The organism is Streptomyces sp. (assembly GCF_019510245.1).
GTDB lineage: Bacteria > Actinomycetota > Actinomycetes > Streptomycetales > Streptomycetaceae > Streptomyces.
Window position 1 is genome coordinate 58,315 of sequence record NZ_JAEKKT010000208.1, and the last position, 22,448, is coordinate 80,762.

The 22,448-nt window shown below is 71.5% G+C and carries 18 protein-coding genes; 14 read left to right on the forward strand and 4 right to left on the reverse strand.

Annotated features, from left to right (window positions below; translation table 11 throughout):
* Positions 1 to 224 precede the first annotated feature (224 nt).
* The 4 genes from JF597_RS42085 to JF597_RS42100 form a co-directional block, all read right to left on the reverse strand.
* Positions 225 to 2,609: a DUF3488 and transglutaminase-like domain-containing protein gene (locus JF597_RS42085; protein ID WP_294009179.1), complete on the reverse strand. Its 2,385-nt coding sequence runs from the start codon at positions 2,607 to 2,609 to the stop codon at positions 225 to 227.
* On the reverse strand, positions 2,606 to 3,955 hold the full coding sequence (locus JF597_RS42090) for a DUF58 domain-containing protein (RefSeq protein ID WP_294009181.1): 1,350 nt from the start codon (positions 3,953 to 3,955) through the stop codon (positions 2,606 to 2,608). The genes JF597_RS42085 and JF597_RS42090 overlap by 4 nt, the downstream gene beginning before the upstream one ends.
* A complete protein-coding gene (locus JF597_RS42095) occupies positions 3,955 to 4,995 on the reverse strand; it encodes a MoxR family ATPase (RefSeq protein ID WP_294009183.1) in 1,041 nt (346 codons plus the stop codon). The genes JF597_RS42090 and JF597_RS42095 overlap by 1 nt, the downstream gene beginning before the upstream one ends.
* Positions 4,996 to 5,323: 328 nt before the next feature.
* Positions 5,324 to 5,872: a carbonic anhydrase gene (locus tag JF597_RS42100; RefSeq protein ID WP_294009185.1), complete on the reverse strand. Its 549-nt coding sequence runs from the start codon at positions 5,870 to 5,872 to the stop codon at positions 5,324 to 5,326.
* 355 nt (positions 5,873 to 6,227) lie between these two features.
* On the opposite strand from JF597_RS42100, the gene rsmH reads away from it, so the two are divergent.
* The 14 genes from rsmH to sepF all read left to right on the forward strand — a co-directional run.
* Complete coding sequence (gene rsmH, locus JF597_RS42105; protein WP_294009187.1) at positions 6,228 to 7,184, forward strand: 16S rRNA (cytosine(1402)-N(4))-methyltransferase RsmH; 957 nt, start codon at positions 6,228 to 6,230, stop codon at positions 7,182 to 7,184.
* Positions 7,185 to 7,217: 33 nt separating this feature from the next.
* Positions 7,218 to 7,775, forward strand: coding sequence for a septum formation initiator family protein (locus tag JF597_RS42110; RefSeq protein ID WP_294009188.1), 558 nt, complete (start codon positions 7,218 to 7,220; stop codon positions 7,773 to 7,775).
* A gap of 5 nt (positions 7,776 to 7,780) precedes the next feature.
* Positions 7,781 to 9,772 carry a penicillin-binding transpeptidase domain-containing protein gene (locus JF597_RS42115; protein ID WP_294009189.1) on the forward strand — a complete coding sequence of 664 codons (1,992 nt, stop codon included), beginning with the start codon at positions 7,781 to 7,783 and terminating at the stop codon, positions 9,770 to 9,772.
* Positions 9,773 to 9,814: 42 nt separating this feature from the next.
* Complete coding sequence (locus JF597_RS42120; protein ID WP_294009190.1) at positions 9,815 to 11,479, forward strand: UDP-N-acetylmuramoyl-L-alanyl-D-glutamate--2,6-diaminopimelate ligase; 1,665 nt, start codon at positions 9,815 to 9,817, stop codon at positions 11,477 to 11,479.
* 28 nt (positions 11,480 to 11,507) lie between these two features.
* The gene (murF, locus tag JF597_RS42125; protein WP_294009193.1) at positions 11,508 to 12,935 is read left to right on the forward strand and encodes a UDP-N-acetylmuramoyl-tripeptide--D-alanyl-D-alanine ligase; all 1,428 of its coding nucleotides are present in this window, start codon (positions 11,508 to 11,510) and stop codon (positions 12,933 to 12,935) included.
* Positions 12,935 to 14,005, forward strand: coding sequence for a phospho-N-acetylmuramoyl-pentapeptide-transferase (gene mraY / locus JF597_RS42130; protein ID WP_093504086.1), 1,071 nt, complete (start codon positions 12,935 to 12,937; stop codon positions 14,003 to 14,005). Before murF ends, mraY begins: the two co-directional genes overlap by 1 nt.
* Complete coding sequence (murD, locus tag JF597_RS42135) at positions 13,987 to 15,420, forward strand: UDP-N-acetylmuramoyl-L-alanine--D-glutamate ligase (RefSeq protein WP_294009195.1); 1,434 nt, start codon at positions 13,987 to 13,989, stop codon at positions 15,418 to 15,420. The genes mraY and murD overlap by 19 nt, the downstream gene beginning before the upstream one ends.
* A gap of 66 nt (positions 15,421 to 15,486) precedes the next feature.
* Positions 15,487 to 16,842, forward strand: coding sequence for a putative lipid II flippase FtsW (gene ftsW, locus JF597_RS42140; protein WP_294009197.1), 1,356 nt, complete (start codon positions 15,487 to 15,489; stop codon positions 16,840 to 16,842).
* 6 nt (positions 16,843 to 16,848) lie between these two features.
* Positions 16,849 to 17,937 (forward strand): undecaprenyldiphospho-muramoylpentapeptide beta-N-acetylglucosaminyltransferase, encoded by a 1,089-nt coding sequence (murG, locus tag JF597_RS42145; protein ID WP_294009199.1) that lies wholly within the window; start codon positions 16,849 to 16,851, stop codon positions 17,935 to 17,937.
* Positions 17,938 to 17,966: 29 nt separating this feature from the next.
* On the forward strand, positions 17,967 to 18,761 hold the full coding sequence (locus JF597_RS42150) for an FtsQ-type POTRA domain-containing protein (RefSeq protein WP_294009212.1): 795 nt from the start codon (positions 17,967 to 17,969) through the stop codon (positions 18,759 to 18,761).
* Positions 18,762 to 19,038: 277 nt separating this feature from the next.
* Positions 19,039 to 20,235: a cell division protein FtsZ gene (gene ftsZ, locus JF597_RS42155; protein ID WP_294009201.1), complete on the forward strand. Its 1,197-nt coding sequence runs from the start codon at positions 19,039 to 19,041 to the stop codon at positions 20,233 to 20,235.
* Positions 20,236 to 20,245: 10 nt separating this feature from the next.
* Positions 20,246 to 20,974: a peptidoglycan editing factor PgeF gene (pgeF, locus tag JF597_RS42160; protein ID WP_294009203.1), complete on the forward strand. Its 729-nt coding sequence runs from the start codon at positions 20,246 to 20,248 to the stop codon at positions 20,972 to 20,974.
* Positions 20,975 to 20,980: 6 nt separating this feature from the next.
* Entirely contained in the window at positions 20,981 to 21,700 is a 720-nt protein-coding gene (locus tag JF597_RS42165; protein WP_294009205.1) for a YggS family pyridoxal phosphate-dependent enzyme, read from the forward strand.
* Positions 21,701 to 21,826: 126 nt separating this feature from the next.
* A partial coding sequence (gene sepF / locus JF597_RS42170) for a cell division protein SepF (protein WP_294009207.1) occupies positions 21,827 to 22,448 on the forward strand: 622 nt, incomplete at its 3' end.

Consider the following 22,448-nt stretch of genomic DNA (forward strand, 5'->3'; position numbering starts at 1 on the left):
CCTTCGGCCGGGGGTACCCCCCAGCGCCCCTGTGGCGCGCGCTGTCCAGCAGTGTCTTTCCACCTTGCCGCAGGCAGTCGTGCCGCTGCGGCGCTGGGGGTCCCCCCCCGCGCGAGCGAAGCCGAGCGTGGGGGAGGGTGGGCGCTGGTGGTCCCCCCAGCCGGAGGCCGGGGGAGGCACCTTCCCGGCGCCGGTAAGCGTCCCCACCCCCGGCGCCAGCTCCCTCAGCCCTCCTGCTCCGACGGCTTGCGCAGGGTCGGCCTGGCCGCGGCCAGCCGCTCGCGCAGCCGGGACCGGGCTGCCGACGCCGCCCACACCGCGCGCACGCTCGACCGCGGAGCGAACAGCGCCCGCAGACGCGCGGGTACACCGACCGCGCCGTTGAACGCGGCCGTCACCCGGCGGACGTCGTCCGCGAGACCCGCCGCCGGCCGCGGCCGCGGCGCGTACAGCACCTGTTCGACCGCGTCCGCCACCCGGTGCACGGAGGCCGCGGTGGCCGGATCGAGACGGCCGAGCCGGACGATCCGGGCGGCCGCGTTCCGCGGCGTCTGCGACTCGTCCGGCAGGATGCCGAAGTCCCAGGCGGTATCGGTCAGTTCCAGCCAGACCGACAGCGTGTGCGCCGCCACGCCCTGGGGCGTGCGGTCGTGCGCCCCGAGCCGGCTCGCCCGCGCCCGCTGCCGGTACAGCATCGGTGACAGCGGTACCGCCAGTACCGCGAGACCGCCGAGCGCCCACAGGGCCAGCTGCCACCACGGCGGTCCACCGTCACCGCCCTGCACCGCGGCCGCCGCGGACGGGCTGGCGCAGGCGTCCAGCCTGCGCAGCTGCGGCGTGCAGCTGTCGCTCTGCGAGGCCGAGGCCGAGGGCGCGGCCGAGGCGCCCTTGGAGGGCAGGGGCTCGTCCGGCAACGAGGAGCCCGGCGTCTGCGACACCGTGTACGACGGGGTCGTGCCCCGGGTCGGGGTCGGCTCGAAGCGGGTCCAGCCCACGCCCTCGAAGTACAGCTCCGGCCAGGCGTGCGCGTCCTTCAGGCCCACCGACACCGTGCCGTCGGCCTGCGGGGTGCCCGGTGCGAAGCCCACGGCGACCCGGGCCGGGATGCCCAGGGTCCGGGCCATCGCGGCCATCGCGAAGGAGAAGTGCACGCAGAAACCGCGCTTCTGCTTCAGGAAGTTCGCGATCGCGCCCTCGCCCCGGCCGACCTCCACCTGGGTGTCGTACTGGAAGCCGCCCGTCACCGCGAAGTAGTCCTGGAGCTTGACCGCCTCCTCGTAGTGGTTCGACGAGCCCGCGGTGACCTCCTTCGCCGTCTGCGCCACCACCGACGGCAGCGAGGAGGGCACCGAGGTGTACTCCTTCTTCATGGCCGCCGACGGCTCCGGCGCGGTGGCCAGCTGCTCCGCGGTCGGCTGCACGTCCAGGCTGGTGACCTGGTAGGTCTCACCGCGCGTGTTCTGCCCGTGGTCGCCGACGAGGGTCATCCCGACCGGCTCGTAGCGCCAGGTGCCGGCCACCTTCACCCCGCTCGGCGGGTACGGCATCGGCAGCCAGTCCTGCGCGTACCAGTCGGCGGCCGCGATCGTCGACCTCACCGTCGTCCGCCTGACGTCGGCGCCCAGGCCGGCCGGGGTCGGGAACTTGCCCGGCACGCCGGTGATGTGCCGCTGGGCCGGCTTCCAGGTGGTGCCGTCGAAGTCGTCCAGGGAGACGATCCGCAGGTACAGGTCGGAGACGTCGTCGCTGGTGGTCCGCACGGACAGCACCTGGCGGTCCTCGTCCACGTTGAGGCTGTCGCGCAGTGACACGAGCGGGTTGACCGCGGAGATGGTGCCGCCGTTCCCGTTGCCCACGCCGACACCGGTCCCGGCGCCGTCCAGCAGGCCGCCCTGGATGGAGGGCATCGCGAACGGCACGAACAGGGCGACGCCCAGCACGGCGAAACCGATCCGGCGCCCGGTGCGCACCGGGGCCACCGCACCGCTCTCCTGGCCTCCGGGGGTGCGCGCGGCCCCGCCGAACACCCTGCCCCACTGCGAGAGCCGGTCCCGGCCCTCGGCGAGCAGCAGCATCAGGTAGCCGGCCGCCGCCACCAGGAACCACAGCCAGTCGGTCGGCCCGTCGGAGAGCCCCGCGGCCACCGAGTACAGCGCGAGCAGCGGCAGTCCGGCCGGGGCCGCGCTGCGGAGGGTCACCGCCAAGGTGTCCACGACCAGCCCGACGACCAGCACCCCGCCGATCACCATCAGCCGGATACCGGGCGTCAGCGGCGCGGGTATCGCGTACCGGCTGACGTCGTCCGAGCCCTCCTGCAGCAGGTCGCCGAGGTACCGGAAGGTGTCGGGGCCGGGGATCAGCCCGGCGATCGCGTGGCTCCGGGCGAAGGCCACGGTCAGCATCAGCAGCGTGGCCAGGGCCTGCGCGGCCACGGTCAGCGACCGGGCGAGCGGCACCCGCCGGGCGGCGGCGCCCACGCCCGTCTGGACCGCCAGCAGGAACGCCGCCTGGAACAGCCAGGTCACGGGGGAGACCAGTGGCAGCAGGGCGCAGGAGGCCATCAGCGTCGCCGCCGCCGCGGTGAGGGCGAGCCGGGCCCGTCCGCTCATCGCCGCGCCTCCCCGCTCAGCGCGGCCAGCCCGGTGCGCTCCCGGTCGGCCTGCCGCCACAGCTCGGCCATCCCGGCGCCGCGTGGCACGCTGACGGCCGTCCAGCCGGCCTCGCGCAGCATCCGCAGCCGCTCCTCGTGCCCGTTGCCGGGAGCGGGCACGTCGGTCGGCTCCCTGACCCAGGTGTCCGGGTCCAGGACGAAGGCGACGGCGCCGCCGCTGCGCTGCCGCATCTTCGCGGCCACCGTCGCCTGTTCCTCGTCGAGGTCGCCCAGGAAGGCCACCAGCAGCCCCTCGTTCCCGCCGCGCAGCACGTCGTAGGCCCGGGACAGGCCCGTGCCGTCCGAGTGGTCGATCACCGCCAGGGTGTCCATCATCAGCCCGGCCGCCTCCGCCGACTCCTGGCCGGTGCCCGCGAAACCGTCGGCGCCCTCGCCGGGCACCGAGCTGCCGGTGTCCGTCAACAGCCGGACCGAGAAGTTGCGTTCGAGCATGTGGACCAGGACCGAGGCGGCACCGGACACCGCCCATTCGAACGCCGAGTCCGGGCCCGCGCCCTCGTAGGCGCCGCCCCGGGTGTCGAGGAGCACCGTGCAGCGGGCGCGCTGCGGCTGCTCCTCGCGGCGCACCATCAGCTCGCCGTAGCGGGCGGTGGAGCGCCAGTGCACCCGGCGCAGGTCGTCGCCGTAGCGGTAGCCGCGCGGGATCACGTCGTCCTCGCCGGCCAGGGCCAGCGAACGCTGCCGCCCGTCGCCGTACCCCTTCGCCTCGCCGCTGAGCCGGATCGGCGGCAGCGGCTCGACCTTCGGGATGACGGTCAGGGTGTCGAACGTCGAGAAGGAGCGGGTCAGTTCGCACATGCCGAACGGGTCGGTCAGGCGCAGCTGGAGCGGGCCCAGAGGATAGCGGCCGCGCAGGTCCGAGCGGACCCGGTAGGACACCTCGCGGCGGCCGCCCGGCTCCACCCGGTCCAGGACGAAGCGGGGGCGCGGGCCGAGGACGTAGGGCACCCGGTCCTGGAGCATCAGCAGGCCGGTCGGCAGTCGCGAGACGTTGTCCATCCGCAGATGGACCCGGGCCTCGCTGCCGGCCGGCACCCGCGCGGGGGAGAGCCGGCGGTTGCCGGCCACCCGGTAGCGGGTGCGGTAGAGCACGGCCGTGCAGATCAGCGGCAGCACCGCGAGCAGCAGCCCGACCCGGCGCAGATCGGCCTGGCCGAGGATGTACGCGCAGATCACCGCCGCGATGCCGGCCGCGAGGAAGGACCGGCCGCGGGTGGTCAGCCCGGCCAGGGCCGTGCGGATCCCGCCCGTCTCCTCGCGGCCGGTCTCCGCCGGGGTGGCCATCACAGACTCCGCGGGGGCTGCTGCGGGTACGCCGGCACGCCCCGGCCCAGACCGCCGAAGCCGGTCTGCTGCTGGGGGGCGGCGGGCACCGGGGTGGACTGCAGGATCTCCTGCACGACCTGCTCCGCGGTGCGCCGGTTGAGCTGGGCCTGGGCGGTGGGCAGCAGCCGGTGCGCCAGGACCGCCACGGCGAGCGCCTGCACGTCGTCCGGCAGCGCGTACTCCCGGCCGCTCAGGGCCGCGGACGCCTTGGCCGCGCGCAGCAGGTGCAGCGTCGCACGCGGGGACGCGCCGAGTCTGAGGTCGGGATGGGTGCGGGTGGCGGTGACCAGGTCCACCGCGTACCGGCGGACCGGCTCGGCGACGTGGACCCCGCGCACGGCCTCGATCAGCTTCACGACGTCGTGGGCGTGCGCCACCGGCTGGAGGTCGTCGAGAGGGTTGACCGCGCCGTGGATGTCGAGCATCTGCAACTCGGCCTCCACGCTGGGGTAGCCCACCGAGACGCGTGCCATGAAGCGGTCGCGCTGGGCCTCGGGCAGCGGGTAGGTGCCCTCCATCTCGACCGGGTTCTGGGTCGCCACCACCATGAAGGGACTGGGCAGTTCGTAGGTCTGCCCGTCGATGGTGACCTGCCGCTCCTCCATCGACTCCAGCAGCGCCGACTGGGTCTTGGGCGAGGCCCGGTTGATCTCGTCGCCGATCACGATCTGCGCGAAGATCGCGCCCGGCTTGAACTCGAAGTCCCGGCGCTGCTGGTCCCAGATGGACACGCCGGTGATGTCCGACGGCAGCAGGTCGGGCGTGAACTGGATGCGCCGCACCGTGCAGTCGATGGACCGCGCCAACGCCTTCGCCAGCATCGTCTTGCCCACGCCCGGGACGTCCTCGATCAGAAGATGTCCCTCGGCGAGCAGTACGGTCAGCGAAAGCCGTACGACCTCGGGCTTGCCCTCGATCACACCCTCCACCGAACTGCGGACCCGCTCCACAGTGGCGGTCAGATCAGTGAGGCTCGCTCGATCGTCATAGGTCGTCACCCGGCCCTCCTCGGCCCGTTATTGCCCGGCCGGCGCGTCGTCTCGCACAACCGGCCCACCCCGAATCACGGACACCACGCGTGAATGGTTCCGCGCGACGTCTCACACCGCATTCTTGCTGCCGTTACCGATTCGTGTCACTCGCCTGTGGACAACTGCCCGCAGTATGTCGGTCTTGCGGCCTTTCGGCCGCCTATTCGACAGCGGGCCGACAGGCTCAGGCGGGTGTGTTCGGGGGTGCACGGTCTGCTCCGCGGGCCGAAGCGGCGGGGCGGGGGAGAGGGAGGGGATCCGGCCGCACGCGGTGCGGGCGGCCGGGCGGGCTGGGTCAGGCCGGGTCGATCTCGCGGAGGAGACCGGTGCGGACGTCGAAGACGAAACCGCGGACGTCGTCGGTGTGCTGCAGGAACGGCGAGGTGCGCACCCGCTGCATGGACTGCCGGACGTCCTGGTCGACGTCCCGGAAGGACTCCACCGCCCAGGCCGGGCGCTGGCCGACCTCCATCTCCAGCTCGGTGCGGAAGTCCTCGGTGAGGGCCTCCAGGCCGCAGCCCGTGTGGTGGATCAGCACGATGCTCCGGGTGCCGAGCTTGCGCTGGCTGATGGTGAGGGAACGGATCACGTCGTCGGTGACCACGCCGCCGGCGTTGCGGATGGTGTGGCAGTCGCCGAGCTGCAGCCCGAGCGCCTTGTGCAGGTCGAGGCGGGCGTCCATGCAGGCCACCACGGCCACGTGCAGCACGGGCCGGGCATCCATGCCGGGGTCGGTGAAGTCGGACGCGTAGGTCCGGTTGGCGTCGACCAGGCGGTCCGTCACGGTGCCGTCCGTGGTTATGGCGCCTTCGGATCCAGTGGGAGCTGCTGCGGAAGTCGTCATAGTCACGACGTTACTGGTCACGCGTGGTCACGGCCTCCTGTGAGAGGGGACAAAGAACGTCATCGTGGCTTGTTGTGAGCTAACCCACAGGGAGGGTAAACCGGGGCCGTACGGGTGATTCACGGTGAATCCCCGCCCCGGCCCGGACGCCGTACGCGCCGCGCAGGCCGGTTGATTGACCGCGCGACACGGTGGACTAAAGTGGCGCGAAGCGGGAGGCGAGGCTCTCCCCGCTGGTGAAATCCCCTGGAGACCCCGGCACGACATCTGGGCCGTCTCCCCACGTGCGCGGTGCGCGTACCGAGCGGGCGGGGACCCGGCGGTGCGTCCCCCGTGCCGGAACTGAGAGGCCCCCTTGAGCGAGAGTCGACACGTCCCGGTGATGCTCCAGCGGTGCCTGGATCTGCTGGCACCCGCCCTGGAGCGGCCCGGCAGCGTGGTCGTCGACTGCACCCTCGGCCTCGGCGGCCACAGCGAGGCGCTGCTGACCCGCTTCCCCGAGACCCGCCTGGTCGCCCTGGACCGCGACAAGGAGGCCCTGCGCCTGTCCGGCGAGCGGCTCGCCCCGTTCGGCGACCGCGCCACCCTGGTGCACGCCGTCTACGACGAGCTCCCCGCCGTACTGGAACGCCTCGGCATCGCGCGCGTACAGGGCGTGCTCTTCGACCTCGGCGTCTCCTCCATGCAACTCGACGAGGCCGGCCGGGGCTTCGCCTACGCCCAGGACGCGCCCCTGGACATGCGCATGGACCAGACGACCGGCATCAGCGCCGCCGAGGTCCTGAACACCTACCCGGCCGGCGACCTCGTCCGCGTCCTGTTCCAGTACGGCGAGGAGAAGCAGGCCAAGCGGATCGTCTCGGCGATCGTCCGGGAGCGCGAGAAGGAGCCGTTCACCAACAGCGCCCGGCTCGTCGAGCTGATCCGGGACGCGCTGCCGCAGGCCGCCAAGCGCACCGGCGGCAACCCCGCCAAGCGCACCTTCCAGGCGCTGCGCATCGAGGTCAACGGCGAACTCGCGGTCCTGGAAAGGGCGATCCCGGCCGCCGTGAAGGCCCTCGCGGTCGGCGGCCGGATCGCCGTCCTGTCCTACCACTCGCTCGAGGACCGCCTGGTCAAGCAGGTGTTCGCGGCCGGCGCCGCCACCACCGCGCCGCCCGGCCTGCCGGTCGTGCCCGAGCAGTACCAGCCCCGGCTCAAGCTGCTCACGCGCGGTGCCGAACTTCCCACCGAGGAAGAGGTCGCCGAGAACCGCCGGGCCGCTCCGGCGCGTCTTCGGGGAGCCCAGCGCATCAGGGAGGAAGCCGAGTGAGCGAGCGGGGTTCGCGGTCCCACCGGAGGACACGTGAGTAGGAAACCCGAGCTGCGGGGACGGGCGGCCCGGCTCGCCCGGCTCTTTCCGGCCGGCCGTGCCCGCCAGGCCGCCCGCACCCCGTTCGTCCTGCTCGTCGTCCTGCTCCTCGGCGGCGGCCTGATCGGCCTGCTGGTGCTGAACTCGGCGCTCAGCGAGGGCTCGTTCAAACTCGACGACCTGCAGAAGCAGACGAAGAACCTCACCGACGAGGAGCAGGCGCTGCAGCGGGACATCGACGCCTACTCCGCCCCCGACGCCCTCCAGCGCCGCGCCCGTGAGCTCGGCATGGTCCCCGGCGGCGACCCCGTCTTCCTCGGCCCCGACGGCACCGTCAAGGGCGTCCCCAGCCCCGCCGCCCTGCGGCAGACCACCGCGCCGCCGGCCCCCGAGGCGCTCGGCACGCAGTCCGCCACCGGCCCCGCCCCGACGCCCGCCGGCTCCGCGCCGGTGACGGCACCGGCGGCCGCCACGCCGACGACGCCCTCCGAGCCGACCCCCGACCCGGCCCTCACGCCCGGAACACTCCCGACCACGACCCCCGGCAGGTGACGGAAGTGCCAGACACTTCTGGAAACAGGCAGCCGCCGCGCCGCCGCGTGCCCGGCCCCGCCAAGCCGCCCCGCCCCCGGGACCCGAGGGGTACTGTCCGGAGCCGGTCCGCCCCCGGTCCCGGCGCCCGCCCGGTCCGCCGCCCCGGCGGACCGCGCCCTGCGGCCGCACCCCCCCTGCGGCTCGGCAGCCCCCGCCCCCGGCTGCGGATGGTCGGCCTCGCCCTGACCCTGGTGCTGACGGTCTTCGTCGGCCGCCTGCTCCAGGTCCAGGCCGTCGACGCCAGCGCGTACGCGGCGAAGGCCGAGCAGAACCGGTACGTCGTGCACACCCTGGCCGCCGAGCGCGGCGGGATCACCGATCGCAACGGCGTGGCGCTGGCGATCAGCGAGGACGCGTACGACATCACCGCCGACCCGACGATGTTCACCAGCAAGCAGCTCAAGGTGGCCGACGGCCCCGAGCAGGCCGCCGCGCTGCTCGCCCCGATCCTCGGCAGGAACCAGGCCGACCTCGTCAAGCTGCTGCGGCCCGCGAACAAGGAGCTGCGCTACGTCCGGCTCGCGACCCGGCAGACCCCGCAGGTCTGGAAGCAGATCAAGGACCTGAAGGCCTCGCTCACCGCCAAGGCCCAGACCGGCAGCGGCACCGTCAACGTGCTGGCCGGCGTCTTCGCCGACCCGAGCAGCCAGCGGGTCTACCCGAACGGCGACCTGGCCGCCGGGATACTGGGCTGGGTCAACGCCGACGGCAAGGGCGGCGGCGGCGTCGAGCAGCAGCTCGACAAGGAGCTGACCGGCAAGGACGGCAAGATCCGCTACGCCCAGTCGGGCGGCCGTGAGGTGCCCACCGCGGGTTCCACCGAGACCCCGGCCGTGCCCGGCTCCGACGTCGAGCTGACCATCGACCGGGACATCCAGTGGGCCGCGCAGAACGCCATCACCGAGCAGGTGAAGAAGTCCAAGGCGGACCGCGGCTACGTGGTCGTCCAGGATGCCCGGACCGGGCAGATCCTCGCGATGGCCGACTCGCCCGGCTTCGACCCGAACGACCTGTCGACGGCCGACGCCGACGCGATGGGCAACGCGGCCGTCCAGGACGCCTACGAGCCCGGCTCCACCGCCAAGGTGATGTCCATGGCGGCCGTCCTGGAGGAGAACGCCGCCACCCCGCTCACGCACGTGGTGGTGCCCAACCGGCTGCACCGCGGCGACCGGCTCTTCAAGGACGACGTCGACCACGCCACCTGGTACCTCACGCTCAACGGCGTGCTCGCCAAGTCCAGCAACATCGGCACCATCCTCGCCACCGGCCAGCTCGGCAAGACCCAGGAACAGGCCAACCGGGTCCTCTACTCGTATCTGCGCAAGTTCGGCATCGGCAGCTACTCCGGGCTCGACTTCCCCGGCGAGACCAAGGGCATCCTGGCCGCCCCGGGCAAGTGGTCGACGTCGCAGCAGTACACGATTCCTTTCGGTCAGGGCTTCTCCATCAACGCCATGCAGGCGGCCTCCGTCTACTCGACGATCGCCAACGGCGGGGTCCGCGTCGAGCCGACCCTGGTGCGCGGCGCCAAGGGCGCCGACGGCCGCTTCACCCCGGCCGCCCAGCCGAAGAAGACCCGTGTGATCAGCCAGAAGACGGCGAAGACCCTGGCCGAGATGCTGGAGTCCGTCGTGGACGACGAGCAGGGCACCGGCGCCAAGGCGGCCATTCCCGGCTACAACGTCGCGGGGAAGACCGGCACCGCCAACCGAGTGGATCCGGCCACCGGCAGGTACCGCGGGTACACCTCGTCGTTCGCCGGTTTCGCACCCGCCGACAAGCCCCGCATCACCGTCTACTGCGCCATCCAGAACGCCACCGCCGGCAGCTACTTCGGCGGCCAGATCTGCGGCCCGATCTACAAGCAGGTGATGGAGTTCGCCCTCAAGACCCTCCAGATCCCTCCGACCGGGGCCAAGGCGGCCGACCTGCCCGTCGACTACAAGCCCTGATCAGCGCCTCCGCACCTCGCACAGACCACCAGGAACGAGCTCGTGACAACGATCACCCCCGATCCCGGGAACCACGGAATGCCGCGCCCCTCGCTTCGCTCCCAAGCCGGTGCGCCCGGTACGCTCACCGCCGTGCCACACGCTGATCAGTCCCAAACCACCCAGAAGGGCGCTTCCGTGACATATCCGGGGCCGCCCAGGCCGGTTCAGGTCTCCGCAACACCCCTCGCGGAGCTCGCCGACCAGCTGGGTGCCGCCGCGCCGGAACCCGCGGAGCATGCGGTCGACGTCACGGGCATCACCCATGACTCGCGCGCGGTCCGCCCCGGCGACCTCTACGCCGCCCTGCCGGGCGCCCGGCTGCACGGCGCCGACTTCGCCGCCCAGGCCGCCGGCCTCGGCGCGGTCGCCGTGCTGACCGACCCGACGGGTGCCGAGCGCGCCGCGGCGACCGGCCTGCCGGTCCTGGTCGTCGACGACCCGCGCGGGCGGATGGGCGAGCTGGCGGCCACCATCTACGGCCGTCCGGGCCGGGACCTGCTCCAGATCGGCATCACCGGCACGTCCGGGAAGACCACCACGGCGTACCTGGTCGAGGGGGGCCTGAAGACCGCGCGCAGCACCGGTCTCATCGGCACGGTCGAGATGCGCATCGGCGACGAGCGCATCAAGTCCGAGCGCACCACCCCCGAGGCCACCGACCTCCAGGCCCTGTTCGCGGTGATGCGTGAGCGCGGGGTCGAGGCGGTCGCCATGGAGGTCTCCAGCCACGCCCTGGTGCTCGGCCGGGTCGACGGCTGCGTCTTCGACATCGCCGTCTTCACCAACCTCAGCCCGGAACACATGGAGTTCCACTCCGACATGGAGGACTACTTCCGGGCCAAGGCGCAGCTGTTCACCCCGGAACGCAGCAGACGGGGTGTGGTCAACGTCGACGACGAGTACGGCCGCCGGCTCGCCCGGGAGGCCGGCGTCCCGGTCGTCACCTACTCCGCGGAGGGCCACCCCGACGCCGACTGGCGGGCCGCTGACGTCCACATCGGCCCGATGGACTCGACGTTCACCGTCGTCGGGCCCGACGACGTCCGGATCGCCGCCAAGTCGCCGCTGCCGGGCCCCTTCAACGTGGCCAACACCCTCGCCGCGATCGTCGCCCTCGCGGCCGCCGGGCTCGACCCGCAGGCCGCCGCCGACGGCATCGCCGCCGTGCCGGGCGTGCCGGGCCGCCTGGAGCGCGTGGACGCCGGACAGCCCTACCTCGCGGTCGTCGACTACGCCCACAAGACGGACGCCGTCGAGTCGGTCCTCAGGGCCCTGCGCAAGGTCACCAAGGGGCGGCTGCACATCGTCCTCGGCTGCGGCGGGGACCGCGACCGGACCAAGCGGGCCCCGATGGGCGCCGCCGCGGCCCGGCTCGCCGACATCGCCGTACTGACCTCCGACAACCCCCGCTCCGAGGACCCCCTCGCGATCCTCGCGACCATGCTCGAAGGCGCCGCCTCGGTGCCCGCCCACGAGCGCGGCGAGGTGCTCCTCTTCGAGGACCGGGCCGCCGCGATCGAGGCCGCCGTCGCCCGTGCGCACCCCGGCGACACCGTGCTGGTGGCCGGCAAGGGCCACGAGCAGGGCCAGGACATCGCCGGCGTGATCCGCCCCTTCGACGACCGTCAGGTCCTCCGCGAAGCCATCCGGAAAACCCAGGGATGAAAATCCAGAAGACCCAGGGGATGAACTTGTGATCGCCCTCTCTCTCGCCGAGATCGCAGAAGTCGTCGGCGGGCAGACGCACGACATACCGGATCCGTCCGTCCAGGTCACCGGGGAGGTGATCCGGGACTCCCGCGAAGCGGGGCCGGGCAGCCTGTTCGCCGCCTTCGTGGGCGAGCGCGTGGACGGCCACGACTTCGCCCGGCAGGTCGTGGACGCCGGCGCGGTCGCCGTCCTGGCGTCGCGCCCCGTCGGCGTGCCCGCGATCGTCGTGGACGACGTCCAGACCGCCCTCGGTGCCCTCGCCCGGCATGTCGTACGACGGCTCGGCGCGACCCTCGTGGCGCTGACCGGCTCGGCCGGCAAGACCAGTACCAAGGACCTCATCGCCCAGGTGCTGCGCACCAAGGCGCCGACCGTCTTCACGCCCGGCTCGCTCAACAACGAGATCGGGCTGCCGCTGACCGCCCTGTCCGCCACCGAGGAGACGAAGTTCCTCGTGCTGGAGATGGGCGCCCGCGGCATCGGCCACATCCGCTACCTCGCCGATCTGACGCCCCCGAAGGTCGGCCTGGTCCTCAACGTCGGCACCGCCCACATCGGCGAGTTCGGCGGCCGGGAGCAGATCGCCCAGGCGAAGGGCGAGTTGGTGGAGGCGCTGCCCGCGGCCGAGGAAGGCGGGGTCGCGGTCCTCAACGCGGACGACCCGCTGGTGCGGGCCATGGCCTCCCGTACCAAGGCGAAGGTGGTCCTTTTCGGAGAGTCGGCCGAAGCGGACGTTCGGGCCGAGAACGTACGACTCACGGACACGGGACAGCCCGCGTTCAGCCTTCACACACCCTCCGGTGCAAGCGATGTGACCATGCGCCTGTACGGTGAGCACCACGTGTCGAACGCGCTCGCCGCGGCCGCCGTCGCCCATGAGCTGGGCATGTCCGCGGAAGAGATCGCCCTTGCGCTCTCCGAGGCAGGCTCCCTCTCCCGCTGGCGTATGGAGGTCACCGAGCGCCCGGACGGCGTGACCATCGTCAACGACGCCTACAACGCCAACCCCGAGTCCATGCGAGCCGCGCTGCGCGCGCTCGCGGCCATGGGCACAGCCTCACAGGCAAAGGGGGGACGCACGTGGGCGGTGCTCGGCAAGATGGCCGAGCTCGGGGACGAGGCGCTCGCCGAGCACGACGCGGTCGGACGGCTCGCCGTCCGGCTCAATGTCGGCAAGCTCGTCGCCGTCGGGGGAGTGGAAGCCTCCTGGCTGCAACTGGGCGCATATAACGAGGGTTCGTGGGGTGAGGAGTCGGTGCACGTGTCCGACGCACAGGCGGCGGTCGACCTGTTGCGCAGCGAGTTGCGCCCGGGGGACGTCGTACTCGTGAAGGCGTCACGGTCGGTGGGCCTGGAGAGCGTTGCGCAGGCGCTCCTGGAGTCCGGTGCCCAGGGTGTTGATGCCCGATGATGAAGCAGATTCTCTTCTCGGGCGTCATCGGTCTCTTCCTGACGCTGATCGGCACCCCGCTGCTGATCAAGCTCCTCGCCCGCAAGGGCTACGGCCAGTACATCCGTGACGACGGCCCGCGCGAGCACGCCAGCAAGCGCGGTACGCCGACGATGGGCGGTATCGCCTTCATCCTGTCGACGGTCGCCGCCTACTTCCTGTCCAAGGTGATCACCGGCTACACCCCGACCTACTCGGGCCTGCTGGTGCTCGGCCTGATGTGCGGGATGGGCCTGGTCGGCTTCCTGGACGACTACATCAAGATCGTCAAGCGGCGCTCGCTCGGTCTGCGGGCCAAGGCGAAGATGGCCGGGCAGCTGATCGTCGGCATCTCCTTCGCGGTGCTGTCGCTGCAGTTCGCCGACGCCCGCGGCAACACCCCGGCCTCCACCAAGCTTTCCTTCATCACGGACTTCGGCTGGACCATCGGCCCGGTGCTGTTCGTGGTGTGGGCGCTGTTCATGATCCTCGCGATGTCCAACGGCGTGAACCTGACGGACGGTCTGGACGGTCTGGCCACCGGCGCCTCCGTGCTCGTCTTCGGTGCCTACACGTTCATCGGCGTCTGGCAGTTCCAGGAGTCCTGCGCCAACGCGACGACCCTGACCAACCCCAACGCCTGCTACGAGGTGCGCGATCCACTGGACCTCGCGGTCATCGCCTCCGCGCTGATGGGTTCCTGCCTCGGCTTCCTGTGGTGGAACACCTCGCCGGCCAAGATCTTCATGGGCGACACCGGTTCGCTCGCGCTCGGCGGTGTCCTCACGGGCCTGGCGATCCTCTCCCGCACCGAGCTCCTAGTCGCCATCATGGGCGGTCTGTTCGTCCTCATCACCATGTCGGTCGTCATCCAGGTCGGCTCCTTCCGGCTCACCGGCAAACGTGTCTTCCGGATGGCACCGCTCCAGCACCACTTCGAACTCAAGGGCTGGTCCGAAGTCCTTGTGGTGGTCCGCTTCTGGATCATCCAGGGCATCTGCGTGATCGTCGGACTGGGCCTCTTCTATGCAGGATGGGCAGCGGACAAGTGACCTCCTCGGTGTCCCCGGACTTCCAGGGCAAGCACGTCACCGTCGCCGGGCTCGGCGTCTCCGGTGTCCCGGCGGCCAGGGCTCTCCACGCGCGCGGGGCGGTCGTCACGGTCGTCAACGACGGCGACGACGCACGCGCGCGTGAACAGGCCGCCGAACTGGAGGCGCTGGGCGTCACGGTCCGGCTCGGTGACGGCGCGACCCTGCCCGAGGGCACCGAGCTGATCGTCACCGCGCCCGGCTGGAAGCCCGACAAGCCGCTGTTCCAGGCGGCCCGCGCGGCCGGCATCGAGATCTGGGGCGACGTCGAGCTCGCCTGGCGGCTCCGCGGCCCCGGCGCCGCCCCCTGGCTCGCCGTCACCGGCACCAACGGCAAGACCACCACCGTCCAGATGCTGGCGTCGATCCTCAGGGCCGCGGGCCTGCGCACGGCCGCCGTCGGCAACATCGGCGTCTCGCTGCTCGACGCGGTCCTCGGGAACGAGGAGTACGACGTCCTCGCGGTGGAGCTGTCCAGTTACCAGCTGCACTGGGCGCCCTCCCTGCGCGCCCACTCGGCGGCCGTGCTGAACCTCGCCCCCGACCACCTCGACTGGCACGGCTCCATGGAGGCGTACGCCAGGGACAAGGGCCGCGTCTACGAGGGAAACCGGGTCGCCTGCGTCTACAACGTCGCCGACAAGCTCACCGAGGACCTGGTGCGGGAGGCCGACGTCGAGGAGGGCTGCCGGGCCGTCGGCTTCACCCTCGGCACCCCGGGCCCCTCCCAACTCGGCGTCGTGGACGGCATCCTGGTCGACCGTGCCTTCGTCGAGAACCGGCAGAAGAACGCCCAGGAGCTGGCCGAGGTCTCCGACGTCCACCCGCCGGCCCCGCACAACATCGCCAACGCCCTTGCCGCGGCGGCACTCGCGCGTGCCTTCGGGGTACCGCCCACGGCCGTACGCGACGGGCTGCGGGCCTTCACGCCGGACGCCCACCGCATCGCGCACGTCGCCGACCTGGACGGCGTCGCGTACGTCGACGACTCCAAGGCCACCAACACCCACGCGGCCGAAGCCTCGTTGGCGTCATATGAGTCGATCGTATGGATTGCGGGGGGTCTGGCGAAGGGCGCGACCTTCGACGAGCTGGTCGCCAAGTCGGCAAAGCGACTGCGCGGTGTGGTGCTCATCGGCGCCGATCGCGCCCTCATCCGGGAGGCCCTCGCGCGACACGCGCCGGAGGTCCCGGTCGTCGACCTCGACCGGACCGACACTGGGGCGATGCTCGCGGCGGTCCAGGAGGCCCGGCGACTCGCCGTCGCCGGAGACACGGTGCTGTTGGCACCCGCCTGTGCCTCCATGGACATGTTCGCCAACTACAACAAGCGCGGTGACGCGTTCGCGCAGGCGGTTCGCGAACTCGGCGCCTGACCCGGCCGCCTGCCGGGCGACCTTGGGAGGGACCCGTGGGACGGTCGACGTTCAGCGGAGGCGTTGATGCCCGGTAGCCGCACCGGCCGGCCGCCCGTACAGCGGGCGGCGCGCGGGCCCGCCGCGCCCCGCGCTTCGCGCGAGAACCCGCTGCGGCGGTTCCACACGCGCGCCCACCGGGCCTGGGACCGGCCGCTCACCGCGTACTACCTGATCCTCGGCGGCAGCCTGCTCATCATCGTGCTGGGCCTCGTGATGGTCTACTCGGCCTCCCAGATCACCGCGCTGCAGATGTCGCTGCCGGGCTCGTTCTTCTTCCGGAAGCAGTTCCTGGCCGCCTGCATCGGGGGCGTGCTGCTGCTCGTGGCGTCCCGTATGCCGGTGAAGCTGCACCGGGCGCTCGCCTACCCGATCCTCGCCGGAGCCGTCTTCATGATGGCGCTGGTGCAGGTGCCGGGGATAGGGATGTCCGTCAACGGCAACCAGAACTGGATCTCGCTGGGCGGCTCCTTCCAGATCCAGCCCAGCGAGTTCGGCAAGCTCGCCCTGGTGCTGTGGGGCGCCGACCTGATGGCACGCAAACAGGAGAAGCGGCTGCTGACCCAGTGGAAGCACATGCTGGTGCCGCTCGTTCCGGTGAGCTTCCTGCTGCTCGGGCTGATCATGCTCGGCGGCGACATGGGCACGGCGATCATCCTGACGGCGATCCTGTTCGGCCTGCTGTGGCTGGCGGGGGCGCCCACCCGGCTGTTCGCCGCTGTGCTGTCCATCGCGGGCGTGCTCGGTGTGATCCTCATCAAGACCAGCCCCAACCGCATGGCCCGGCTCGCCTGCATCGGCGCCACCGAGCCGAGGAGCGGTGTCGCCGACTGCTGGCAGGCGGTTCACGGCATCTACGCCCTGGCCTCCGGTGGGCTCTTCGGATCCGGCCTCGGTGCAAGTGTGGAGAAATGGGGACAACTCCCCGAAGCCCACACCGACTTCATCTTCGCCGTCACCGGTGAGGAACTGGGCCTGGCGGGCACACTGTCGGTACTGGCCCTCTTCGCGGCTCTAGGCTATGCGGGTATCCGCGTGGCCGGACGCACGGAGGACCCCTTCGTGAGGTACGCCGCGGGAGGCGTGACCACCTGGATCACCGCCCAGGCGGTGATCAACATCGGTGCGGTGCTCGGCCTGCTGCCGATCGCCGGTGTCCCCCTCCCGCTGTTCTCCTACGGAGGCTCCGCCCTGCTGCCGACCATGTTCGCCATCGGGCTGCTGATCGCCTTTGCGCGCGACGAGCCCGCTGCGCGGGCGGCGCTTGCGATGCGGCAACCTCGCTTTGGTAGAAAGCGGGGAGCCGGGGGCCCTCAGGGGTCTCGGAGATGGAACACGATGCGACGGCGTGCCTCGGCGGCGCGCTCGTCCGGAGAGCGGTGAATTTCGGTGCATGTCGTACTCGCTGGTGGGGGGACCGCCGGCCACATCGAGCCCGCGCTCGCCCTCGCGGACGCCCTGCGCAGGCAGGACCCCACCGTGGGGATCACGGCCCTGGGCACGGAACGCGGCCTGGAGACCACGCTCGTCCCGCAGCGGGGCTACGAGCTGGCACTGATCCCGGCGGTGCCGCTGCCCCGCAGGCCCACTCCCGAGCTGATCACCGTCCCCGGCCGGCTGCGCGGCACCATCAAGGCCGCCGAGCAGGTCCTGGAGCGCACGAAGGCGGACTGCGTCGCCGGCTTCGGCGGCTACGTCGCGCTGCCCGCCTACCTCGCGGCCAAGCGCCTCGGTGTGCCGATTGTGATCCACGAGGCCAACGCCCGCCCCGGCCTCGCCAACAAGATCGGCTCCCGGTACGCCGCCAAGGTGGCCGTCTCCACACCGGACAGCAAGCTGCGTGACGCCCGCTACATCGGCATCCCGCTGCGCCGCTCCATCGCCACCCTGGACCGGGCCGCGGCCCGCCCCGAGGCCCGGCACCGCTTCGGTCTCGACCCCAACCTGCCCACGCTGCTGGTCTCCGGCGGCTCGCAGGGCGCCCGCCGGCTCAACGAGGTCGTCCAGCAGGTCGCGCCCTGGCTGCAGCAGGCCGGCATCCAGATCCTGCACGCGGTCGGCCCGAAGAACGAACTGCCGCAGGTGCACCAGATGCCGGGAATGCCCCCCTATATCCCGGTAAGTTACCTGGACCGGATGGACCTCGCGTACGCCGCGGCCGACATGATGCTCTGCCGCGCGGGCGCGATGACCGTCGCGGAGCTCTCCGCCGTCGGGCTCCCGGCCGCCTACGTCCCGCTGCCCATCGGCAACGGCGAACAGCGGCTGAACGCCCAGCCGGTGGTCAAGGCCGGCGGCGGCCTGCTGGTCGACGACGCGGAACTCACCCCGGAGTGGGTGCAGCAGAACGTCCTGCCCGTCCTCGCCGACCCGCACCGGCTGTACGAGATGTCCCGCGCGGCGAGCGAGTTCGGCCGCCGGGACGCCGACGACCTGCTCGTCGGCATGGTGTACGAGGCGATCGCCTCGAGCCGATAGGACCGTATGACGAAAGGCAAGTGAGCAGCGTGGCCGGACCGACCACCGCCGAACGCGGGGAACGCCAGCAGGAGTCGTCCGGCCCGCCGCTCGTCCGCCGGCTGCGGAACCCCCGCTTTCGCAGGACCGTCATCCTGGCGCTGTCCGTAGTGCTCCTCGGCTCCGGCTCCGTCTGGCTGCTGTACGGCTCCCCGTGGCTGCGGGTGCGCCATGTCTCCGTGTCCGGTACGGCCGTTCTGACCCCCGAGGAGGTCCTGGAAGCCGCCGACGTCCCCGTCGGGGCACCGCTGGTCTCCGTCGACACCGGCGGCATCGAGGCCCGGCTGCGGCGGAAACTGCCCCGCATCGACACGGTGGACGTCGTCCGGTCGTGGCCCCGCGGCATCGGGCTGAAAGTGACCGAGCGAACCCCCGTGCTGCTCATCGAAAAGGGCGGAAATTTCACCGAAGTGGACAAGGAAGGCGTCCGGTTCGCCACGGTTGCGCAGGCACCGAAAGGCGTCCCGGCGCTGGAACTGAGTCCGTCCCGGTCGGGTTCGGCCACCGCCAGCCTGCGCCGGTTCGGCACCGACCGGCTGGTGCGGGAGGCGGTCGACGTCGCGCGTGCCGTCCCGGCCGCCGTCCGCCGGGACACCCGGACCCTCAAGGTCCGTTCCTACGACGACATCTCGCTGGAGTTGGGCGGGGGCCGCGTCGTGGAGTGGGGCAGCTCCGAGAACGGCGCCGCGAAGGCGCGTACGCTCACGGCCCTCCTGAAAGCCGCTTCCGGCGCCCGGCACTTCGACGTGAGTGTTCCCACCGCCCCAGCGTCATCGGCGAGTTGACGCACATCAGCGCAGGCCAGCACCCTGGTTGGGCACTGCTACGGCTGATCACATAGGGTGAAAAGAAAAACGGGAGGTTCGGCGTGTTCGTTGAACGGGCGCCACTTGTCGACTTAGTGTCCTGTTCAGAAGACTTCAGGGAACGGACACACTGGTAACCCTAAACTTCAACGTTAGGGTTCGGGTCGGCGCTACGGACCGTCCCAATCGGCATCTGCCGTCCCGTGCGGGCACCGTACGTGGACGGCAACGTAATTCGAGGCGAGAGGCCTTCGACGTGGCAGCACCGCAGAACTACCTCGCAGTCATCAAGGTCATCGGTGTCGGCGGCGGTGGTGTCAATGCCATCAACCGGATGATCGAGGTCGGTCTCAAGGGCGTCGAGTTCATCGCCATCAACACCGACGCACAGGCGCTGTTGATGAGCGACGCCGACGTCAAGCTCGACGTCGGCCGTGAACTCACCCGCGGACTCGGCGCCGGCGCCAACCCGGCCGTCGGCCGCAAGGCCGCCGAGGACCACCGCGAGGAGATCGAGGAGGTCCTCAAGGGGGCCGACATGGTCTTCGTGACGGCCGGCGAAGGCGGCGGCACCGGCACCGGCGGCGCGCCCGTCGTGGCGAACATCGCGCGCTCCCTCGGCGCCCTCACCATCGGCGTGGTCACCCGCCCCTTCACCTTCGAGGGCCGGCGCCGCGCCAACCAGGCCGAGGACGGCATCGCCGAACTCCGCGAAGAGGTCGACACCCTCATCGTCATCCCGAACGACCGGCTGCTGTCCATCTCGGACCGCCAGGTCTCGGTGCTCGACGCCTTCAAGTCGGCCGACCAGGTCCTGCTCTCCGGTGTCCAGGGCATCACCGACCTCATCACCACCCCCGGCCTGATCAACCTCGACTTCGCCGACGTCAAGTCGGTCATGTCGGAAGCCGGTTCGGCCCTCATGGGCATCGGCTCGGCCCGCGGCGACGACCGCGCGGTGGCAGCCGCCGAGATGGCGATCTCCTCGCCGCTCCTGGAGGCCTCCATCGACGGCGCCCGGGGCGTGCTGCTCTCCATCTCCGGTGGCTCCGACCTCGGCCTGTTCGAGATCAACGAGGCCGCCCAGCTGGTGAGCGAGGCCGCCCACCCCGAGGCCAACATCATCTTCGGCGCGGTCATCGACGACGCCCTCGGCGACGAGGTCCGCGTCACCGTCATCGCGGCCGGCTTCGACGGGGGCCAGCCCCCGGCCCGCCGGGACAACGTCCTCGGCTCGTCCTCGGCCTCCGCCCGCCGCGACGAGCCCGCGCCGGCCCGGCGGGAGCCCGAGCGCCCGTCCTTCGGCTCGCTGGGCAGCGTGACGCCGAAGGAGGAGCCGGAGCCGGCCCCCGAGCCGGTGGCCGACATCCCGGTCGCCCCGCCGGTCCCGCCGTCGCGGACCTACACGGACAGCGCGGCCGAGGAACTGGACGTACCGGACTTCCTCAAGTGATCCTTACGACGTGATAGGACAGCGCGAGACCGTGAGCGGCGCGCACTTCGCCTTCACCGACAGGTGGGGCGGGGTGAGCGCCGCTCCGTACGAGGAGCTCAACCTGGGCGGGGCGGTCGGCGACGACCCCGGCGTGGTACGGACCAACCGGGAGATCGCCGCCAAGTCGCTCGGTCTGGACCCCGGCCGGGTGGTCTGGATGAACCAGGTCCACGGCAACGACGTCGCCGTCGTGGACGAGCCCTGGGGAGACCGACCGGTGCCCGAGGTCGACGCGGTGGTCACCGCGCGCCGGGGGCTCGCCCTCGCCGTGCTCACCGCCGACTGCACGCCGGTCCTGCTCGCCGACCCGGCCGCCGGGATCGTGGCGGCCGCCCACGCGGGCCGGCCCGGCATGATCGCCGGGGTCGTCCCCGCCGCCGTACGCGCCATGACGGAACTCGGCGCCGACCCGGCCCGGATCGTCGCCCGCACCGGCCCCGCCGTCTGCGGCCGCTGCTACGAGGTACCGGACGCGATGCGCGCCGAGGTTTCCGCCGTCGAGCCGGCGGCGCACGCCGAGACCAGCTGGGGCACTCCCGCGGTGGACGTGAGCGCCGGAGTGCACGCACAGCTGGTGCGCGCCGGAGTGCTCGACCGGGCGCAGTCGCCGGTGTGCACGCTGGAGTCGCGCGATCACTTCTCCTACCGGCGGGACCGCACCACCGGGCGGCTCGCCGGCTATGTATGGCTGGACTGATGGAACATGACGGACCGTAAGACCGAACTCGCCGGAAACCTGGCGAAAGTGGAGGAGCGCATCGCCGCCGCCTGCGCGGCGGCCGGGCGCAAGCGGGAGGAGGTGACCCTGATCGTGGTCACCAAGACCTACCCGGCGAGCGACGTGCGGATCCTGTCGGGGCTCGGGGTGCGCCATGCCGCCGAGAACCGGGACCAGGACGCGGCCCCCAAGGCCGCCGAATGTTCGGATCTGCCCCTGGTTTGGCACTTTGTCGGTCAATTGCAGACCAATAAAGTGCGATCCGTAGTGGGTTATGCGGATCTCGTGCAGTCCGTCGACCGTGCCAGGCTCGTGGACGCGCTGTCCAGGGAGGCGGTGCGGGCCGGGCGCGAGGTCGGGTGTCTCCTCCAGGTCGCGCTCGACGCGGGCGCGAGCGGAAGGGGGGAGCGCGGCGGTGTGGCGCCGGGCGGAATCGAAGAGTTGGCCGCCCTCGTAGCCGGCTCGCCGGGGCTGCGGCTCGACGGCCTCATGACCGTCGCCCCGCTCACCGGGGAGTACGCGGGACGCCAACGCGCGGCGTTCGACCGGTTGATGGATTTGTCGACTGACCTGCGCCGGGCCCATCCGGCTGCGAACATGGTCTCCGCAGGGATGAGTGCGGACCTTGAGGAAGCCGTGGCCGCCGGGGCGACACATGTACGCGTCGGCACCGCGGTACTCGGAGTCCGCCCCAGGCTCGGGTAACGTCGCCAGGAAGTCGGACCACAGCAGAAAATATGGTCAATGCCGCCCAAGACGGGCACAACGGCCGTGTGGATCGCGGGACTTGGCAGTCGTCACCGATCCACCACAGAGCGGAGGACTCAGAGCATGGCCGGCGCGATGCGCAAGATGGCGGTCTACCTCGGCCTCGTGGAGGACGATGGGTACGACGGCCGCGGTTTCGACCCCGACGACGACTTCGAGCCCGAACTGGACCCGGAGCCCGAGCGGGATCATCGACGGCACGAGCCGTCACATCAGTCCCACGGTTCACACCAGTCCCAAAGGGACGATTCGGTACGAGTGGTACAGCCGTCGCCCCCACGCGAACCGGTGTCGCATTCCGCTGCGCTCCCCGCGGAATCAGGGCGCCCGGCGCGCATCGCCCCCGTGGCGTCCATCACACAAGAACGCGCGAGCCTGGAGAAGAACGCACCGGTGATCATGCCCAAGGTCGTGTCGGAACGAGAGCCTTACCGGATCACCACGCTTCACCCCCGGACCTACAACGAGGCCCGTACCATCGGGGAACACTTCCGCGAGGGCACCCCGGTGATCATGAATCTGACTGAGATGGATGACACAGACGCGAAGCGACTTGTCGACTTTGCGGCCGGTTTGGTGTTTGGTCTTCACGGCAGCATCGAGCGGGTGACGCAGAAGGTGTTCCTGTTGTCGCCTGCTAACGTCGATGTCACGGCGGAGGACAAGGCCCGCATCGCAGAGGGCG

Coding starts and splice junctions, on each gene's coding strand:
- JF597_RS42085 (WP_294009179.1), bottom strand. CDS start 2,609: ATGAGCGGACGGGCCCGGCTCGCCCTCACCGCGGCGGCGGCGACGCTG.
- JF597_RS42090 (WP_294009181.1), bottom strand. CDS start 3,955: ATGGCCACCCCGGCGGAGACCGGCCGCGAGGAGACGGGCGGGATCCGC.
- JF597_RS42100 (WP_294009185.1), bottom strand. CDS start 5,872: ATGACGACTTCCGCAGCAGCTCCCACTGGATCCGAAGGCGCCATAACC.
- mraY (WP_093504086.1), top strand. CDS start 12,935: ATGAAGCAGATTCTCTTCTCGGGCGTCATCGGTCTCTTCCTGACGCTG.
- murD (WP_294009195.1), top strand. CDS start 13,987: ATGGGCAGCGGACAAGTGACCTCCTCGGTGTCCCCGGACTTCCAGGGC.
- ftsW (WP_294009197.1), top strand. CDS start 15,487: ATGCCCGGTAGCCGCACCGGCCGGCCGCCCGTACAGCGGGCGGCGCGC.
- JF597_RS42165 (WP_294009205.1), top strand. CDS start 20,981: ATGACGGACCGTAAGACCGAACTCGCCGGAAACCTGGCGAAAGTGGAG.